Origin of the sequence: Simplicispira psychrophila DSM 11588 (assembly GCF_000688255.1) — a bacterium.
Classification (GTDB): Bacteria; Pseudomonadota; Gammaproteobacteria; order Burkholderiales; family Burkholderiaceae_C; genus Simplicispira; species Simplicispira psychrophila.
The window spans coordinates 51,850-69,299 of the sequence record NZ_JHYS01000014.1 but is presented as its reverse complement, the minus strand read 5'-3'; the positions used below and the strand labels follow the sequence as shown (position 1 = coordinate 69,299).

At 63.9% G+C, this 17,450-nt stretch carries 17 protein-coding genes; 9 read left to right on the top strand and 8 right to left on the bottom strand.

The features are described from left to right. Positions 1-32: 32 nt before the first annotated feature. Positions 33-1,220: a CRISPR-associated endonuclease Cas3'' gene (locus Q390_RS18570; RefSeq protein WP_051603256.1), complete on the top strand. Its 1,188-nt coding sequence runs from the start codon at positions 33-35 to the stop codon at positions 1,218-1,220. A gap of 193 nt (positions 1,221-1,413) precedes the next feature. On the opposite strand, the gene Q390_RS0113540 is transcribed toward Q390_RS18570, so the two are convergent. Next, positions 1,414-2,322 carry a tetratricopeptide repeat protein gene (locus Q390_RS0113540; RefSeq protein ID WP_027996543.1) on the bottom strand — a complete coding sequence of 303 codons (909 nt, stop codon included), beginning with the start codon at positions 2,320-2,322 and terminating at the stop codon, positions 1,414-1,416. A gap of 97 nt (positions 2,323-2,419) precedes the next feature. On the opposite strand from Q390_RS0113540, the gene purE reads away from it, so the two are divergent. The 4 genes from purE (at position 2,420) to Q390_RS0113520 (ending at position 6,165) form a co-directional block, all read left to right on the top strand. Next, positions 2,420-2,917 carry a 5-(carboxyamino)imidazole ribonucleotide mutase gene (purE, locus tag Q390_RS0113535; protein ID WP_027996542.1) on the top strand — a complete coding sequence of 166 codons (498 nt, stop codon included), beginning with the start codon at positions 2,420-2,422 and terminating at the stop codon, positions 2,915-2,917. Further along, entirely contained in the window at positions 2,914-4,095 is a 1,182-nt protein-coding gene (locus tag Q390_RS0113530) for a 5-(carboxyamino)imidazole ribonucleotide synthase (protein ID WP_027996541.1), read from the top strand. Before purE ends, Q390_RS0113530 begins: the two co-directional genes overlap by 4 nt. Positions 4,096-4,105: 10 nt before the next feature. Further along, entirely contained in the window at positions 4,106-5,137 is a 1,032-nt protein-coding gene (locus Q390_RS0113525; RefSeq protein WP_027996540.1) for an L-threonylcarbamoyladenylate synthase, read from the top strand. A gap of 62 nt (positions 5,138-5,199) precedes the next feature. Next, entirely contained in the window at positions 5,200-6,165 is a 966-nt protein-coding gene (locus tag Q390_RS0113520; RefSeq protein ID WP_027996539.1) for an SGNH/GDSL hydrolase family protein, read from the top strand. Positions 6,166-6,228: 63 nt separating this feature from the next. On the opposite strand, the gene Q390_RS0113515 is transcribed toward Q390_RS0113520, so the two are convergent. The 3 genes from Q390_RS0113515 to dacB all read right to left on the bottom strand — a co-directional run bounded on the left by Q390_RS0113515 (position 6,229) and on the right by dacB (position 9,712). Beyond that, positions 6,229-6,900, bottom strand: coding sequence for an OmpW/AlkL family protein (locus Q390_RS0113515; protein WP_027996538.1), 672 nt, complete (start codon positions 6,898-6,900; stop codon positions 6,229-6,231). A gap of 32 nt (positions 6,901-6,932) precedes the next feature. Further along, entirely contained in the window at positions 6,933-8,027 is a 1,095-nt protein-coding gene (locus tag Q390_RS0113510; protein ID WP_051603255.1) for an SGNH/GDSL hydrolase family protein, read from the bottom strand. Between the two features lie 224 nt (positions 8,028-8,251). After that, the gene (gene dacB, locus Q390_RS0113505) at positions 8,252-9,712 is read right to left on the bottom strand and encodes a D-alanyl-D-alanine carboxypeptidase/D-alanyl-D-alanine endopeptidase (protein WP_051603254.1); all 1,461 of its coding nucleotides are present in this window, start codon (positions 9,710-9,712) and stop codon (positions 8,252-8,254) included. Positions 9,713-9,768: 56 nt separating this feature from the next. Here dacB and tsaB point away from each other — a divergent pair, with 56 nt between their 5' ends. From tsaB to corA, 4 genes are all read left to right on the top strand, one after another. Then, positions 9,769-10,524: a tRNA (adenosine(37)-N6)-threonylcarbamoyltransferase complex dimerization subunit type 1 TsaB gene (gene tsaB, locus Q390_RS0113500; protein WP_027996535.1), complete on the top strand. Its 756-nt coding sequence runs from the start codon at positions 9,769-9,771 to the stop codon at positions 10,522-10,524. Then, positions 10,521-11,012, top strand: a complete 492-nt coding sequence (gene rimI, locus Q390_RS0113495; RefSeq protein WP_027996534.1) for a ribosomal protein S18-alanine N-acetyltransferase — start codon at positions 10,521-10,523, stop codon at positions 11,010-11,012. The genes tsaB and rimI overlap by 4 nt, the downstream gene beginning before the upstream one ends. Before the next feature lie 7 nt (positions 11,013-11,019). After that, positions 11,020-11,814: a uracil-DNA glycosylase family protein gene (locus tag Q390_RS0113490; protein WP_027996533.1), complete on the top strand. Its 795-nt coding sequence runs from the start codon at positions 11,020-11,022 to the stop codon at positions 11,812-11,814. A gap of 180 nt (positions 11,815-11,994) precedes the next feature. Further along, positions 11,995-12,981 carry a magnesium/cobalt transporter CorA gene (corA, locus tag Q390_RS0113485; protein ID WP_027996532.1) on the top strand — a complete coding sequence of 329 codons (987 nt, stop codon included), beginning with the start codon at positions 11,995-11,997 and terminating at the stop codon, positions 12,979-12,981. A gap of 112 nt (positions 12,982-13,093) precedes the next feature. Here the strand turns inward: corA and Q390_RS0113480 are convergent, their stop codons facing one another. From Q390_RS0113480 to sucD, 4 genes are all read right to left on the bottom strand, one after another. Next, positions 13,094-13,801: an FHA domain-containing protein gene (locus Q390_RS0113480; RefSeq protein ID WP_027996531.1), complete on the bottom strand. Its 708-nt coding sequence runs from the start codon at positions 13,799-13,801 to the stop codon at positions 13,094-13,096. Between the two features lie 41 nt (positions 13,802-13,842). After that, positions 13,843-14,631: a Stp1/IreP family PP2C-type Ser/Thr phosphatase gene (locus tag Q390_RS0113475; protein ID WP_027996530.1), complete on the bottom strand. Its 789-nt coding sequence runs from the start codon at positions 14,629-14,631 to the stop codon at positions 13,843-13,845. Continuing rightward, positions 14,628-16,310 carry a CHASE2 domain-containing protein gene (locus Q390_RS18565; protein ID WP_342666100.1) on the bottom strand — a complete coding sequence of 561 codons (1,683 nt, stop codon included), beginning with the start codon at positions 16,308-16,310 and terminating at the stop codon, positions 14,628-14,630. Before Q390_RS18565 ends, Q390_RS0113475 begins: the two co-directional genes overlap by 4 nt. Before the next feature lie 194 nt (positions 16,311-16,504). Then, positions 16,505-17,401, bottom strand: a complete 897-nt coding sequence (gene sucD, locus Q390_RS0113465; protein ID WP_027996529.1) for a succinate--CoA ligase subunit alpha — start codon at positions 17,399-17,401, stop codon at positions 16,505-16,507. Positions 17,402-17,450: the final 49 nt, after the last annotated feature.

Below are 17,450 nucleotides of genomic sequence, written 5' to 3'. Positions count from 1 at the left end.
TCCCCTGCATTGCTCTGCTGTTCAATGGGGGAATGAACGATGCACCCGACCATCAGAAATCGATTTTCCCTTGGGGAAAACTTCATCGCGGCGATGGAGCCACCACCACCCACAGCCTGATAGACCACATGACGGACGTTGCCGCCGTCATGTCTCGCTTGCTGCACCTGCCTGCCGTGCAGCGCTCCCTGCAACAGGCAGCGGGTCGGAACCTGACCGACACCGACTGCGCACGCTTGGCAGCGCTGACCTTTTTGCACGATATCGGCAAGGCTAATTCGGGCTTTCAGGGCAAATACTGGCGCGTTCAAAGTCAACGCCCTAACGGTTGGTTTACCCCGCATTGCGGCCACGGCCCGCAAGGCTGGGGTCTGTTTGAAGACGCTCAAAACGGCCTGCATTGGCCCCAGCGCATCGTGACGCAGCTGCCGGTGCAAGCCATGGACGCTTGGGGCGATGCTTGGCTGAATTTGCTGCACGCCAGCATCAGCCACCATGGCCGCCCAGTGCAAGGCGAAGGCAGCGCAGCCCTCTGGAAAACCATCGAGAGCGCAGGCCAAGTGCTCTACGACCCCGCGCTGGCCGTCGCCGCCATGGGCACAGAAATACAGGCGCAATACCCCCAAGCCTTTGCCCACGACGCGCCCGAGCTGCCCGACACCGCCGCCTTCAGCCACCTGTTTGCCGGTCTGGTGCAATTGGCCGACTGGTTGGGTTCAGACACCCGCCCGGGGTTCTTTCCTTACACCCAGCCGGGAGAAATTCGGTCAAAAACGGCTCCAGCCCTTGCGCAGCAAGCGCTATGCGCTATCGGTTTAGAAGTGGTCGATGCCACCACGCGCCAGCAATATACCCATGCCGACTTTGCCCAAGCCTTTGGCGTGCCGACACCGCGCCCCATGCAGGCCGCCATGGCCGACACACAGCTGGGGCCGGTGGTGGTGCTGGAAGCTGAAACCGGCAGCGGCAAGACCGAAGCGGCGCTGTGGCGCTTTTTGCACTTGTGGCGCGCGGGCCAAGTGGATGGTCTGTATTTCGCCCTGCCCACCCGCGTCGCGGCCACACAGCTATATGAGCGGGTACTGGATTTCGTGCAACGCACGTGGCAGACAGCCCCGCCGGTCGTCGTGCGCGCGCTACCGGGTTACACCGCAGCGGACAGCCACGGCTACCAAGCACTGCCCGGGTTAATTAAGGTTGCCCCGCGCGAGCGGGGATAGGCCCCCGCCGACACGGTGCACGCCTGGGAAACTCTCGGTTGCCCCGCGCGAGCGGGGATAGGCTTACAAGGCATCAGCAGTGACTCAAGCACGAGCGCACACAGACGCTAAAGCGACTTGCAACTGGCGCTGCCCATGCCCCAAAAATCAAAAGCCCTTTCGGGCCTTTTTCATGGATGGGCACAGGTGCGCTTCAGCTCAAAACAACGCTGGACAAGCGCCGACGGTAAGTAACCACCAGCGGGTCTTCTGGCGGGATCTGGCCATCGGCCACCTTCGCGGCGGGCGGCTGGATCAACTCTAGGATGGCAACGAAGGTCTTGCGCGCGGCCTCGTCATTCCAGCTCTTGTCACGCATCAGGATGTCAAGCAGCTCATCCATGGCGTCCTGCCAGCGCTGCTGCGCCATCAGCCAGCGGGCACGGCCAAAACGGGCATCAAAATCGCGCTTGTTGGCAGCAATTTTGGCATCAAATTGGCCTAAAGCACCCTCTCCGCTTGCGCTGATAGCTACAAAATCAAGAGCATCCATCCAGCTTTTCAGGGCGCCCAGCTTGCGCGACAAACCAGACTTGGCAATCACCGGCGCAAAGGCCACCTTGGCGTCGTCCTCGCGCTGCAGTTGCAGCAACAGCTTGACGTAGTCAAAACGGGCATCGTCGTTGGCCGGGTCGGTGACGACGGCGTGCTGCAGCTTTTCCAGCGCTGTATCGACGTCACCGGCCGCCAGCGCCGCCTGGGCATCGTCTTTCGGTACTTCTTCCGGCACGACCTCGGCGGCGGGCACATGCTTGTCGAGAAAGACGCGCACTTGGCCTTCGGTCTGCGCGCCGGTGAAGCCATCAACCGGCTGGCCGCCCACCATCAGCACACAGGTGGGGATGCTGCGCACGCCGAACATGCCGGCCAGTTGCTGCTCCTGGTCGGAATCGACCTTGGCCAGCGTGAAGCGCCCGGCGTATTCGGTTTCCAGCTTTTCCAGCACCGGGCCGAGCGATTTGCACGGGCCACACCAAGGCGCCCAAAAATCTACCAGCACGGGGATTTCCATGGAGGCGGCAACCACCTCGGCTTCAAAATTTTCTACGGTGATGTCAATCATGGGTTCAGGTCCTCCGACAGCGAAAAGGGGATGGGCCAAAAAAGTAAAATCAGGGGTTCACATTTTGGCGGCCAACATGGCACGCCGCTCCACCACTATGACACCCATCCAGATCGGTGTGGTCATGGGCTCCAGCAGCGACTGGGACACCATGCAGCACGCAGTCGAGATTCTCCAGCACTTTGGCATCACCCACGAGGCGCGGGTGGTATCGGCCCACCGCATGCCGGACGACATGTTTGCCTATGCCGAAGCCGCTGCCGCGCGCGGTCTCAAGGCCATCATTGCTGGCGCGGGCGGCGCAGCCCACCTGCCCGGCATGATTGCCGCCAAGACCCCGGTGCCGGTGCTGGGCGTGCCCGTTGCCAGCCGGCATCTGCAAGGGGTGGATTCGCTGCACAGCATCGTGCAGATGCCCAAAGGGATTCCGGTCGCCACGTTTGCCATCGGCACCGCCGGCGCCGCCAATGCCGCGCTGTTTGCCGTGGCGCTGCTGGCCAATGAAAACCCAGAACTGCGCCAGCGCCTGAACGCTTTTCGCAGCGCGCAAACCGAGATCGCGCGCAACATGACTTTGCCTCCGGTCGCGCCATGACGGCACCTGCTGCAGCCTTGCCTTTGCTGCCCGGCGCGACGCTGGGCGTGCTCGGGGGCGGCCAGTTGGGGCGCATGTTTGCCCACGCCGCACAGGCCATGGGCTACTTCACCGCCGTGCTCGACCCGGACCCACACAGCCCGGCCGGACGCATCAGCCACCACTACATCCAGAGCGGCTACGACAACGCCGCCGGACTGGCGGAGCTGGCGCGGGTCAGCGATGCCATCACTACCGAATTTGAGAATGTCCCCGCCGCCACGCTGGCGACGCTGGCCGCGCTGCGCCCGGTGGCGCCCGCCGCCAGTGCCGTCGCTATTGCACAAGACCGGGCACAAGAAAAGGCCCACTTTGTGCGCTGCGGCGTGGCCTGCGCGCCGTATGCGGTGATTGAAACTGCAGCGCAGTTGGCGGCAGTGCCGGCGGAGTTGCTGCCGGGCATCCTGAAAACCGCGCGCATGGGCTACGACGGCAAAGGCCAGGTGCGCGTCAACAGCGCGGCTGAACTGGCCGCCGGCTGGGACAGCGTCGGCCACGTGCCCTGCGTGCTGGAGAAAATGCTGCCGCTGGCGCTGGAATGCTCAGTCATCGTGGCGCGCGGTCGCGATGGCCACATCGTCCACCTGCCGGTGCAGCGCAACCTGCACCACGACGGCATTTTGGCGGTGACCGAGGTTTATACGTCCAATCTGCCTGTAGCGCTTGCGCAGCAAGCGGTATTAGCTGCTAAATCAATAGCACACGAGCTGAACTATGTCGGCGTGCTGTGCGTCGAATTCTTTGTGTTGCAAGACGGCACACTGGTAGTGAACGAAATCGCCCCACGCCCGCACAACAGCGGCCACTACAGCCACAACGCCTGTGACATTTCGCAATTTGAGCTGCAAGTGCGCACCCTGACCGGGCTGCCGCTGGTGCAACCGCGCCAGCACAGCGCTGCCGTGATGCTGAATCTGCTGGGTGATTTGTGGTTTGCACACGGCGACGGCGACAGCGTGCAGACACCGCCGTGGGACGCGGTGCTGGCGCTGCCCGGTGCACACCTGCACCTGTACGGCAAGCAAGAGGCCAAGCGCGGCCGCAAGATGGGCCACTTGAACCTCACCGCCGCCACGCCCGAAGCCGCCCGCGCGACCGCGCTGCAAGCCGCACAACTGCTCGGCCTGCCGGCATTTTGAAAGCCGCCCGATGATTTTGGACGGCCACCTGTCCGCTGCTATTGCCGCCGCTGCGCACGCCCTGCGCGGCGGCGCGCTGCTGGGGTTGCCGACCGAAACCGTCTATGGCCTGGCGGCCGACGCCAGCAGCGACCGCGCCGTGGCGCAGATTTTTGCCGCCAAGGGCCGGCCCAGCGATCACCCGTTGATCGTGCATGTGGCCGACGCCAGTGGCATTGCGCACTTTGCCAGCGCCGTGCCAGTTTTTGCCCAAGCACTGGTGGATGCCTTTTGGCCGGGCCCGCTGACCTTGATCCTGCCGCGCCGTGCCGGTGTCGCCCGCGCCGCCACCGGCGGCCAGGACAGCGTCGGCCTGCGCTGCCCGGCGCACCCGGTGGCGCACGCCGTGCTGCGCGCCTGCGCTGCCGATGGCGACAGCGCCGCGCTGGGCGGTCCACCGGTGTGGGGCGTGGCCGCACCCAGCGCCAATCGCTTTGGCCGCGTCAGCCCGACCACGGCGGCGCATGTGCAGTCTGAATTTGGCGCCGCACTGCTGGTGCTGGACGGCGGCGCTTGCCGCGTTGGCATCGAATCGACCATCGTGGACTGCACGCGTGGCGTACCGGTGTTGCTGCGCCCCGGCGCCATCACCCGCGCGCAAATCGAAGCCGCCTGCGGCCTGCGATTGCTCTCAAAAGAAGAGCTGTCAGCGCATACTCCACGTGCTCCAGGCACACTTTTGGCCCACTATGCACCGAGCGCCCCGGTGCGCCTGATGGACGCCGCCACGCTGCAAGCAGCGCTGGATGCACTGGACGCCAGCGCGACCGCTGCGCCCACGCTGGCGGTCTACGCCCGCACGCCGCTGCACAGCCGCGCAGCACAGGTGGCGCTGCACACCATGCCGGACGACGCCAACGCCACCGCGGCAGAACTGTTTGCCATGCTGCGCCGTTTTGACGACCAAGGCGCACGCGACATCTGGATTGAAATGCCACCGGGCACCCCCGACTGGGAAGGGGTGCGCGACCGGTTGCAGCGCGCGGCAGCGGCCAGCGCGTGAAACTCCCGGCAGCGCCAGCCGCCGCTCGTTAAACTACCCCTCCACATTCTGGAGAAGAAACAATGGCAGTTAATTGGTTGCGTCGCAGTGTCCTGGCGGCGGCAGGTGTATCGGCGGCGCTGCTGCTGGCGGGGTGCGGTTCCAGCACCATCGAATCGGCCCTCAAGCCCCAGCGCCTGATCTCTTTTGGCGACGGCTTCAGCGATATTGGCCAAGTCGGCGGCGCGCGCTACACCGTCAACGACGGCTCAGTGAACAACTGGACACTGCAGCTGGCCACCACCTATGGCCTCGCGTTGACCCCGGCATCTGCCGGCGGCACCAGCTACGCCCAAGGCAATGCACGCGTCACGGCCCATCCGGACGCAGCCGGCAACGCCAGCACGCCCACGGTGACCGAGCAGATTGATAAATTCCTGGCCACCGGCAATTTCAAAGAAACGGACGTGGTGCTGATCGGCGCCGGCGCGGCCGATATCGTGGCGCAAATGGCCGCCGTCACCGCCGGTACGCAAACGCCTGAACAAATGCTGCTCAATGCACAGCAGGCCGGACGCGATCTGGGTGCGCAAGTCATCCGCACCACGGCGGCCGGCGCCAAGTACGTGGTGGTGGCGGGCACCTACAACCTGGGCCGCTCACCCTGGGCCACGGCCATCGGCCAGACAGATGGCGGCCTGCTGACCCAGGCCAGCAGCAAATTCAATGCAGCCTTGCTGGTCAGCATCGTCGACCAGGGTGCCAAGGTGCTGTATGTGGACGCAGCGTATTACTTCAACCTGCTGACCGCATCACACAGCAGCTACGCCTTTGACAACGCCACCACGGCGGTCTGCACCTCGGTCGATACCGGCCCGGGCATCGGCATTGGCGCCGCCCAGGTCAACTCCGCGTTGTGCACGGCCAGCACGCTGCTGCCGGGGGCCGACAGCACCAAATATGTGTTTGCCGACACGGTGTACTTCACGCCCGCAGCACAGCGCCTGTTTGGCACCTACGCCTACGACCGTTTGCACGCCCGCTGGTAAGCGCTGCACATACCCCACAAAAAAACCGACCCAAGAGTCGGTTTTTTATGCCAGCAGCAAACTTCAGAAGCGGTAGCCAATCCCCACGGCAAACACGTTCGGGTTCAATTTGATATTGATGCTCTGGCCGCTGGAAAGATGCGTGGTGGTCTTCAAGAAGCTCTTGTAATAGGCGGCATCGACAAACCAGCGCTCGTTGATGCTCCAGACAAAGCCCACTTGCGGCGTCATGCCCCACTTGTTGTCAATCGACGCCGTGGTCGGGTTCGCTGGCGTGCCGCCGCTCACTGCCGTCAGTGCTGCGGTGGAGCGGTTCTTGAAGAATTTGCTGTAAGTGACACCCAAACCCAGATACGGGCGGAACTTGGCGTTGGCTTCACCAAAGCGGTACTGCGCAAACAGCGTGGCTGGCACGACCTTGGTCTGGCCCAGCTTGCCAACCCCGGCAATGGCACCGTCACCAGAGAAGTCGTGCTTGAACGGCAGGCCGATCGGCAGGTCAACCGCCCAGTGGTCGGTCAGCATGTAATTCAGTCCACCCGTCAGAGCGCTGGCCGAGCCCACGTCCACCGTCGTGCCCGGGAAGCTGGGGGTGGACAGATTGCCGCTGGTCACCTGGGGCGCAATGTGCGTCGCGCCGACGCGCACACTGAAGGTGCCTGCCACCTGCGCACTGGCGCTGGCGCCCAACAACAGGGCCGCAGCGGTCAGGCTGAGCTTGGAAAAATGGTGCATGAAAGTTCCTGGAAAAAAGGACAGCGGCGGGCTTACAGCCAGCCGGCCTGGGACAACGAGCGCGAAACCAATTGCCCCATCAGCTGGTGCACATAGGGCGTGGGATGGAAGCTGTCGGCATAGGCGTAGTGCTTCCACCAGTCGGGGTTGCCGGCGGCATCGGCCGGCGGCATGGCCGACAGCGCAGCCCCCATGCAAGTAGAGAAGGTGTACGTCGGCAGACCATCACCGCCACGGCCGGTGGCAGGGCAGACCGGGGTGGTGATGTTGGTCAGTTCGTACTGGGCCGGGAACCGCGCCTGATCCTTGGTCGAGTCATTGAAATCTGCAATCACCACACGGTTGTCACCGGCAAAACTGGCGGCCAGCTGGGCATTGAAAGCCTGCACCCAGGTGTCAAACAACGCCGCAGCCTGGGCACTGGCTGTAGCGCCCTTGGCTGCCGTGAGGGAGCCCAGCACCATCTTGAACCTCGGTGTTCCCAGGATGTCCGGTACGTTCAGGATGGCTACGTGCGTGGCGCCCTTGTCCAAGGCGTTGGCTTTGAGGGTGGCGGCAAACTGCACTGCCAGCGCCTTCATGTACGCACCACCGGCTTGGGCAGCACCGTTCGGGCCGGAAGTCAGCAAGGCCTGCAGGGTCGCAGCGTCCAGCACCGTGCCCAGCACGGTCTTGTAGGCCACCCCACCATCGCTGGCCGCCTTGAGGTAGGCGCCGATCAGGTCAGCGGCGTCGTTGGAGCCACCGTCCACCAGCAGCAAGTCGGAGGCGCCATAACCGGCAGCACCCGCATCCTTGAGCTGCTGCGTGATCGACACCGGTGAGGTGGGGGCGGTGAAGTTATTGATGCGCCCGCCGCCCACGGCATAGTTGGTGCAACCCGCCTGGCTAGCAAAATTCACTTTATCGGACGAGGCGTAGTGCGGGCACAGCGTCTGACCATAGCTGGTCGCTACACGCTCCACCCACAACGGGGTGGAATCCACACCGGTGGACACTGCTCCCTGCACCGAAAATTTGTAGCCAAAGGTGCCACTGTCAGACAGGCTGTCCCCCACGACTTTGACTGCGGTGATATTGGTGAGAGGAGTCGTGTCGGCACCACCGCCGCCACAGGCCACCAACATGCAGGCGGCAAAGAGTGCCGTCCAGGAAGCTTGGGGATGAGGAATCAAGATTATCTCCGTTGGGTTCAAAAAAGCACGGCCGTGCGATTTATACGGAAATCATAAATTCGCCCACTTTTTCCGTCATGCGGGAAAGCCCTGCCCCGGGATAAATAAAACAGACAGACGCCATGACTGTTGTTTTTGCACAGTAACTCACGCTATCGCTAGAAAATGGCATCAGTTCAGGGTAGGCGCGCCGTCCAGTCGATCAGCGCGTCCAGCGCCGGGCGCGCGGCCAGAGCGTTGGCGTGGTTGACCAGGGCCACCAGCACGTAGCGCTGGCCATCGGCGCCATGCACATAGCCGGCCACGGCGGCCACGTCGCGCAGGCTGCCGCTCTTGAGGTGGGCACGACCGGCGGCGCGGCTTTGGCTGCGGCGCAGGGTGCCATCCACGCCCACCACCGGCAGGGAGGCCATCAGTTCAGGCATCACCGGCGCGGCCCAGGCGGCCTGCAACATGCGCCCCAGGGCTTGGGCGCTGATGCGCGCTGCGCGGCTCAGACCGGCGCCGTTATCGACCACCGGCAGGTCGGCGTCGCCAAAGCGCTTGCGCCACCATTGCTGCAGCACAGCCCGCGAGCCATCCATGCTGCCCACTCCGCTTTGCTGCCAACTGAGCGTCAGAAACAGCTGTTGCACCATGACGTTGTTGCTGTACTTATTGATATCGCGGACCACCTCGGCCAGCGCCGCCGAGCTGGCAATGAAGGCCGGCTGCAATCCTGAGGGCACGGTGCCGTTGCGCACCGTGCCAGTCAACGTGCCGCCCATGTCACGCCACATACCGGCGACGGCGCGCGCGGCATAAGCGCCGGGGTCGGCGTAAGCGACCGCCCACTGGCGCTCGCCGCAGCTGGCCGGGTAGCTGCCAGCGAAGCTGAAACGCGCCGCATCGGTCAATTCGGCACGCAAACCAGCGTGCCAATCACCGCAGGCGGTACCCGCAGGCGCCAGGGGCACGCTGGCCGGCAATTGCACCCCGGCCAGCGGCGGGTCCCACTGCACGCGCGCCACACCGGCAGCCACATCCGGCACCCAGCCCATTACCACCGATTGAAAATTCAACAGCAGCGCGTCCGGCGCAGCGTTGTAGGGGCGCAGCGGCTCCCCATCGAACTGCGCCGCATCGTGGCCGGTGACGATAAAGGCCGAGCGGTCGAGCACGATGTCGCCGTGGATGGCCTGGATGCCCCGGCCCTGCAGACGGCGCAGCAGCAGCCACAGGCGCTCCAGCACCAACTTTGGATCGCCTTGGCCGCGCAGGTAGACATTGCCGCGCAAGGTGCCGCCCTGCACCGTGCCCTCGATATACACCGGCGTCTGCCAGACATAGGCCGGCCCGAGCAGCTCGAGGCCGGCAAAGGTGGTGACCAGCTTCATCACCGAGGCCGGGTTCATCGGCTCCTGCGCCCGCCAGGCCAGACGTGGCGCGCCACCGCCCTGGGCCGGCAGCACCAGCACGGACACGGCCTCGCGCGGCACCTTGGCACGGGCCAAAGCCGCCTCGACCGGGGGCGGCAGCGCGGTTATGGGCAAAGGGGCAGCGGCCTGCGCGCCAGTGGCCACAGTGACAGCGCAAAGCCCCACAGAGACTGCACGGCGCAGGAACAGCAGAGAAAAAAAGGCAAGGGACAAAGACATGGCGGCGAGTGTAGGGGCGCCGATAATTGCCGGCTTGCCTCCAATATTTGTGCGCCATGAACCTGCTTGCCTTTGACACCAGTACCGACACCCTGTCCATTGCCGTGGCGCGCGGTGCTGCGCGGTGGCAGCACACGGGCCCCGGTGGCGCGCAGGCGTCCACCACCTTGCTGCCCGCCATCCGCCAGCTGCTGGCCGAGGCCGGTTTGGCGCTGGGTGACCTGGATGCCATCGCCTTTGGCCGCGGCCCCGGCTCGTTCACCGGGCTGCGCACCGCCTGCGCCGTGGCGCAGGGGCTGGCTTTTGGCGCCGGGGGCGGACGCGGCGTGCCGGTGTTGCCGATCGACACCCTGGCCGCCGTGGCCGAGGCCGCGCGCCAGCAATATGGCTGCACAGAGGTCGTCGCCGTGCTGGATGCGCGCATGAACGAGGTGTATTGGGCCCGCTACCAGTGGCAGGACGGCGTCTGGCACGGCAGTGGCAGCGGCGAAGAAGGTGAAAGCAGTGACGGCGACTTTGGCCTGTGCGCGCCCGAGGCGTTGGTGGTGGCGCCCGGCTGGAGCATCGCTGGCAATGCCCAAGCCGCCTATGGCGAGCGCCTGGCACCGCACGCCACGCACCTGCGGGCGCTGCCCGACGCCAACGCCCTGCTGCGTCTGGCACCGGCACTGCTGGCCGCTGGCGGCGCCTTGGCTGCGGCGCAAGCACTGCCGCGCTACATCCGCAACAAGGTGGCCAAAACCACCCAGGAGCGGGCCGACGAACGCGCCGCGCAACTGGCAGCGGCGGCCTTGGTCAGCACCCAGCCATGAACGCCGCCGCCCGCCTCGGCCAGTACGCCAGCGCTCCCGAGGCGCGGCTGGAGCTGTTCACGCTCGAGCGCATGGACTTGCTGTTGGCCGTAGAGCAGTGCGCCTATTCACACCCCTGGTCGCGTGGCAATTTCACCGACTCACTGGCCAGCGGCTACCAGATAGAGTTGCTGCTCGGCGGCGAACAACTGATTGGCTACTTTGTTGCCATGCCGGGCGTGGACGAAGCCCACCTACTCAACCTCACTGTGGCACCCGAGTGTCAGCAACAAGGCTGGGCACCGATGCTGCTGGACGCGCTGGCACTGTGGGCCCGCGGACGCGGCGCGCAGTGGCTGTGGCTGGAAGTGCGCATCAGTAACCTGCGCGCACGCCAAGTATATGAAAAATACGGCTTTCAGCGCGTCGGTGAGCGCAAACGTTACTACCCCGGCCCCGGCCCCGGCACCGAGCGCGAAGATGCTGTCGTCATGAGTTATGCCCTATGAACGCCCTATGAGCTTGCACCTTGACACCCGCCAACGCGCCATGCTGCAGGAAATGGGCATACAGGTCTGGTCACCCCGGCCCGCGCCGGTGCCTAGCGCAGCGCACGCCCGTGCCACTAGCCCGCACCCCCCTCCTCTTCCCAAGGCCGCAGGAGCCCTCGCGCAGCACGGCCAGCCCAAAAATGCACCCACAGCCGCGCGCACCGCACCACCCACACCTCCGCCGGCCTCCACCGCCACCGCGCCCATGGCTACCGTGCCCGGCACACCGTTGGCCTGGAGGCTGCAAGCGCCCCAACCCGTTTACCCGGCGGCCAACGCACCCGGCATGTCGACCGAAGCCGGTCCCTGCTGGTTGCTGGTGGCCGAAGGCGTGGCCGGCGCCGATCCGCTGGCCGGTGATGCCGGGCGCTTGCTCGATAACATGCTGCGCGCTCTGCGCCTGCACCAGCAGCCACGGGTGTTCCTCTGCTGGCTGACGCCCCTGGCGGCAGATGCCACACACCCACCCACCACCATGTCGTGCACCCAGACCCTGGCACAGGCCATCGCCGACATACAACCCGCCGTCGTGCTGCTGATGGGCCGCCCGGCGGCACGCGCCGTGCTCGGGCGCAGCGAGCCTCTGGGCCAATTGCGCAGCCAAGCGCACAACGCCTGCGGTGTGCCTGCCGTGGCGACCTACGACGCAGCCTACCTGCTGCGCGCTCCCGGCGCCAAAGCCGGCGCCTGGGACGACCTGTGCCGCGCCCGCGCACTGGCGCTGGCACCTCCTGACACCCCCCATCCAGGCACCCGCTGAGCGAGCTGCACGCGTTTTGTCACATACGAATGCGATAATTCACGGTTCACGTTTTTGCTGAGAAAAGCCATGGAAACCTACCCCAGTCGGTAGCTTTCAGCTCCTAGGCCGGTTGCGGGGGGTTGAAAGCGCGCCACTTCATCCCCTCCGCTACCGACCGTTCCATTCAGGGAGTGAGCCATGCTCAACATCTTCACGCTTGCCAATGGGCGACTCTTTCAAGAAGAAATCGAGTCGCTGGAAGAGCTGTCCAAATTCCAGCCGATCTGGGTTGATCTCGAATCACCAACGATCGACGAAAAGCGCTGGATCAAGCAGTATTACGGCCTCTCCATCCCCGAAGATGCAATGGACGAGGACATCGAAGAGTCCGCCCGTTTTTACGAAGAAGACAACGGCGAACTGCATATTCGCAGCGACTTTCTCATCGACGACCACGACCAGCCGCGCTCGGTGCGCGTGGCTTTCATCCTGAACCTGACCAACCCCGACCTGCGCAGCAAGGGCGTGCTGTTCTCCATCCACGACGAGGACGTGCCGGTGTTTCGCCTGCTGCGCCTGCGTGCCCGCCGCGCGCCGGGGCTGATCGAGGATGCGCGCGAGGTGTTGCTGAAACTGTTCGACGCCGACGCCGAGTATTCCGCCGATACGCTCGAAGGCATTTACGACGATCTGGAGAAAGTCAGCACCCAGGTGCTGTCCGGCAACGTGACCGACGAGCGCGCGGGCGAGGTACTGGGCGCGATTGCGCGCCAAGAAGACTTGAATGGCCGCATTCGACGCAACGTCATGGACACGCGCCGTGCGGTCAGCTTCATGATGCGCAGCAAAATGCTCAACGCCGAGCAGTTTGAAGAAGCACGGCAAATTCTGCGCGACATCGAATCGCTCGACAGCCACACCGCCTTCTTGTTCGACAAAATCAACTTTTTGATGGACGCCACGGTGGGTTTCATCAACATCAACCAAAACAAAATCATCAAGATTTTCTCGGTGGCCAGCGTGGCGCTGCTGCCACCGACCTTGATTGCCAGCATCTACGGCATGAACTTCAAGTTCATGCCCGAGCTGGAGTGGTCGATGGGCTACCCGTATGTGCTGGCGCTGATGCTGGCCAGCGCGCTGGGCCCGATGTGGTACTTCAGAAAGCGCGGCTGGCTGAAATAACACCCTTCACAGCCCGGCCGCGCTTTGCAAACGTGTTTTTCGTGAAAATCATCTCAAACAGGCTGCAACCTTTATCGGCAAAGCGCTTCTAGCTCTCATTAAAGAAGCAAAATCAACCCTGGACGAATTGCATTGCCGTGCCGGCGAGCTCCAGGTGGTCGCCGTTTTTCAACGGTACCGGGTCCAAACCAATGGCGATGCCGTTGAGCATCGGCATTTCCGGGCCTTCGACGTGGGCCAGCACGAAACCGTGGTGGCGCCGGGTGATGGCTGCCACAGCCAAGCCAGGTTTGCCGATAGTGGTAACCACTTTGGTGAGTAGCACCTCGCGCCCGGCGGCCACGCCGGAGAGCACGCGAATGGCGGCCATGGGTGCAGCCGCTGGCGCAGGCACAGCGGTGGCCGGCCTGACCGGCGCAGCAACCGACACCGGTGTACCCGCCACGGTCGCAGTGGGCCGGGGAGGGATCGGCGGCAGCGCCGTACCCGACTTAAAGAGCATGGTTTTTTCAAAACTCTGGCCTTCCTCCTCGCTCAGGAAGCGCACCTTGTATTTGCCAATTTCAATGGTGTCGCCGTTGCGCAGGGCCTGGCGCTGGATGGCTTTGCCGTTGACGTAGGTGCCGTTGGTACTGCGGAGGTCTTCCACCTCGACGGTGCCACTGGCAGGGTCCAGACGCACGGCGGCGTGCTCGCCGCTAACGGCCAGGTTGTCGATGACGATATCGTTGTAAGGCCGGCGCCCCAGGGTGGTGCGCTCCTGGGTAAGTTCAGCTTCCTTGATGACGACGCCGTCAATTGAAACGATCATTTTGGCCATGGCCAACTCCTGATTTTGTGGTGCATGGTGAGGGATCAGCATTAAGCGGCGCGCAGCCAGCGCGAGATGAAACCAGATTTGCGCTGCGCCTGCCCCGCCTGCACCAGCAATACGCTGATGTTGTCGCGCCCGCCATTGGCATTAGCCGCGGCAATGAGTCGGGTGGTTTTTTCTTCCAGCGTCTCATCGGTGGAAACCAGGGCGGCAATTTCATCTTGGTCGAGCATTTCACTCAAACCGTCAGAGCACATAAGCAGCAAATCGTTCGATTCCATCTTGAACTCGTTGATCTCCACCAGAACGGTAGGCTCCACGCCGAGCGCGCGCGTGACCAAGTTGCGGCTGGAGGAAACGGCCGCCTGCTGCGGCGTGAGCAAACCGGCGTCCAGCTGCTCTTGCAGCCAAGAGTGGTCGCGTGTGATCTGCTTGAGCACGCCAGCGCGCAAGCGGTAGCAGCGTGAATCACCGACATGCCCGAGCAGGAGTCGCTCACCATTCAACACACCCACCACCAGGGTGGTACCCATGCCAGCGTACTCTGGGTTGGAGAGGGCCGCACCATAAATGGCTTGGTTGGCGTTATCAATGCAAATTTCCAGGGCACGGCGGATATCGTGGCTGGACAACGGCGTCGCTGCCTGCGCCATCCAGCGACCCATTTCGGTCCGAATGAAAGTGGTAGCCATGTCGGCAGCCACTTCACCAGCGCTGTAGCCGCCCATGCCGTCAGCGAGCACAGCGACGTTGGCCTCGGCATCAACGCTGATGGCATCTTCGTTGTTGGAGCGCACACGACCGCAGTCGGTGCGGGCAAAAAATTCGTATTTCATGGCGTAGTGCTCAATGCCATGGGAGTGTCCGGGGCGGAAGGGGCGACGGGAACCGACAGGGCGGCAGTGTCCATCACCGTTTCTGGGAAGTCGGCCATATGGGAATGCTCGTTGACGTCGCGGACTGCATCATAGACGAGGGTCTGCGCGGGGTTGAGGGGCCAGTCAAGCCGTGGCTCGGCGGCGTGGGACAGGGGTGCGGGAACGGTCGGCGCAAACGCGGCATGGGTCGCCCTAGGACCAGGACCATCGCCTGCGCGTGCACGGGTGTGGGGGGTTGGCCGCAAACCATACAAAAAATGCAGTATCTGCCCGACCAGCAGAGCCAGCATGGGCAACACCAACGGTTGCCATACATGGGCACGCGTCAGCCACCATGCTTGCACCCCCAGCAAAACGCCCAACAGGGCCAGCGTGACCACTGCACCGGTCATACCAAGCAACCAGGGTAGCCCGAAAACGACATACACCGCCACCAGCAGCAAGGCCAGCCACAGGCTCTTCGAGGCCCAAGCGGGCAAGGTGTAGCCATGGCCCTGGCGCAAACTGGAGAGGCTGTGCGCCAGCACCTGCACGGGCGCCCACTGCTGCCCACCGGGCACAACCACAGGCGTTTGCAGGACGGCGGCCGTGACGCCGATCAGCACCACTTTGTCGTGGTAAATGCGCGAATCCACCCGCCCGCCCAGAACATCGTGAAAAGAATGCTGCACAAACGCTGGCTGGTTGGGGCGGGAGGCATAGAAATGGGGCCGCAATACCGCAGCGGCGTCGGTGGACACGGTGAGTGCACCGACACGCAGGGCCGGGCCGGCCACGCGCTGCACATCATCTACCCCCAGGTGCAGGCTGTGGGCCGCCGCCAACAACGCCAGCGAAGGCACGCCAGCGCTCTCATGGCGCAGCAGCAAGGGCAGGCTGCGTACGGTGCCGTCGGTATCGGCCAGCAAGACCAAGTGGCCGACACCGACGCCAGCCTGGTCAAATTCGTCCAGTGGTTTGTGAGTGGGCACCGCAGGGAGAATCTCCGCCCCCAGATCGGGCAGCGCACTTTTGTGAAGTATCTGCGCGGGACGCGTGGGCGGGATGGCGGCGTCGCTCGTGGCCGCCGAGCTGACAACGTAATCAGCCGCCAGCAGCACATTGCCAGCGCGCTGCAGGCTGCTGGTCAGACGCGCGTCGGGATCGGCAAGCGGCTCAGGCGCAGGTGGCGCCTCGACTGACCATGCCGCCACAGAATCGGTCGCGCGATCGCGCGCGCCGGCTACGGGCAACAACGCTGCGGAGCCAGACCCTGACACGGCGGTCGACCCCAGTGGCAGTAGGCGGGCACGCACGACAGGGTCGGTTTGTGGCGGTTGAAAGACGCTGGTATAGACAATGGTTTTGGGGCCCGCAGCAGTCAATTGGTCTAGCAATTGGGCGTGCAGCTGGTAAGACCAAGGCCAGGGGCCCAGATGGGCCAGACTGGCGTCATCGATGGCAATGACGGCAATTTCGGGCAGCGGCCGCAGAGCGGCAGTGGTGACAGCTGCATCGTAGACGCGCCGCTCCAGGGGCAGAAAGACAGGCGTGGTCAAGTACAGGCCGATCAGGCTCGCCAAAGCCAGGACCGCCCACAGCGCCTGCCCCTGTCTGCGCCACTGCGCAGGCTCCTGTCCGCCTGTTGTCTTTGCCACTGAGTGTATGTCTGGTAACCGGTTGTAATTGATTTTACGGGGAAAATCGGGCCGACCACCGGGGGAAAACTCTCATGCGCTGCGCTGCGCCGGGCGGGCTACGCGCAGAAAACACTCTGCTGGCTTATCTCGTCCATAAAAAAAGCGCCTGCAACCGAGGCCGCAGACGCTGATGGGATACGCAGGCGCTGTTTTTACTTCAGCTGCGCCTTGAGCAGGTGACCCAGCTCAGACGGGTTGCGCGTGATGATGAAGCCGGACTCTTCCATGATGGCCAGCTTGGCATCGGCCGTGTCGGCACCGCCAGAGATCAGCGCACCAGCGTGGCCCATGCGCTTGCCGGCAGGAGCCGTGACGCCAGCGATAAAGCCAACGATAGGCTTCTTCATGTTGGCCTTGCACCACAGAGCAGCTTCCGCTTCATCCGGACCACCGATTTCACCAATCATGATGACGGCGTCGGTATCTGGATCGTCGTTGAAGGCACGCATCACATCGATGTGCTTCAAACCGTTGATCGGGTCGCCACCAATGCCCACAGCAGTGGACTGGCCCAGACCGACTTCGGTCAGCATCGCCACGGCTTCGTAGGTCAACGTGCCGGAGCGCGAAACCACGCCAATGCGGCCCTTGCGGTGGATGTGACCGGGCATGATGCCGATCTTGATTTCGTCAGGCGTGATGATGCCGGGGCAGTTTGGGCCCAGCAGCAGCGTGCGCTTGCCGCCAGCAGCTTCTTTGGCGCGCATTTTGTTACGCACTTCCAGCATGTCACGGACGGGGATGCCTTCGGTGATGCAGATCGCCATGTCTAGGTCGGCTTCAACCGCTTCCCAGATGGCAGCCGCAGCGCCAGCCGGTGGCACATAGATCACCGACACAGTAGCGCCGGTTTGGTGCGCAGCTTCTTTGACCGAAGCGTAAATGGGGATGTTGAAGATCGACTCGCCGGCCTTCTTCGGGTTCACGCCGGCGACGAAGCAGTTCTTGCCGTTCGCGTATTCCTGGCACTTTTCCGTATGGAACTGGCCGGTCTTGCCCGTGATGCCCTGGGTGATGACCTTGGTGTCTTTATTGATGTAGATCGACATGAAAGTTACCTATTCAGTGGGTGACAGAGCGGGTCCGCTGCGCGGCCTG

Coding starts and splice junctions, on each gene's coding strand:
- Q390_RS18570 (WP_051603256.1), top strand. CDS start 33: ATGAACGATGCACCCGACCATCAGAAATCGATTTTCCCTTGGGGAAAA.
- Q390_RS0113540 (WP_027996543.1), bottom strand. CDS start 2,322: ATGATTGACATCACCGTAGAAAATTTTGAAGCCGAGGTGGTTGCCGCC.
- purE (WP_027996542.1), top strand. CDS start 2,420: ATGACACCCATCCAGATCGGTGTGGTCATGGGCTCCAGCAGCGACTGG.
- Q390_RS0113530 (WP_027996541.1), top strand. CDS start 2,914: ATGACGGCACCTGCTGCAGCCTTGCCTTTGCTGCCCGGCGCGACGCTG.
- Q390_RS0113525 (WP_027996540.1), top strand. CDS start 4,106: ATGATTTTGGACGGCCACCTGTCCGCTGCTATTGCCGCCGCTGCGCAC.
- Q390_RS0113520 (WP_027996539.1), top strand. CDS start 5,200: ATGGCAGTTAATTGGTTGCGTCGCAGTGTCCTGGCGGCGGCAGGTGTA.
- Q390_RS0113515 (WP_027996538.1), bottom strand. CDS start 6,900: ATGCACCATTTTTCCAAGCTCAGCCTGACCGCTGCGGCCCTGTTGTTG.
- Q390_RS0113510 (WP_051603255.1), bottom strand. CDS start 8,027: ATGTTGGTGGCCTGTGGCGGCGGTGGTGCCGACACGACTCCTCTCACC.
- dacB (WP_051603254.1), bottom strand. CDS start 9,712: ATGTCTTTGTCCCTTGCCTTTTTTTCTCTGCTGTTCCTGCGCCGTGCA.
- tsaB (WP_027996535.1), top strand. CDS start 9,769: ATGAACCTGCTTGCCTTTGACACCAGTACCGACACCCTGTCCATTGCC.
- rimI (WP_027996534.1), top strand. CDS start 10,521: ATGAACGCCGCCGCCCGCCTCGGCCAGTACGCCAGCGCTCCCGAGGCG.
- Q390_RS0113490 (WP_027996533.1), top strand. CDS start 11,020: ATGAGCTTGCACCTTGACACCCGCCAACGCGCCATGCTGCAGGAAATG.
- corA (WP_027996532.1), top strand. CDS start 11,995: ATGCTCAACATCTTCACGCTTGCCAATGGGCGACTCTTTCAAGAAGAA.
- Q390_RS0113480 (WP_027996531.1), bottom strand. CDS start 13,801: ATGGCCAAAATGATCGTTTCAATTGACGGCGTCGTCATCAAGGAAGCT.
- Q390_RS0113475 (WP_027996530.1), bottom strand. CDS start 14,631: ATGAAATACGAATTTTTTGCCCGCACCGACTGCGGTCGTGTGCGCTCC.
- sucD (WP_027996529.1), bottom strand. CDS start 17,401: ATGTCGATCTACATCAATAAAGACACCAAGGTCATCACCCAGGGCATC.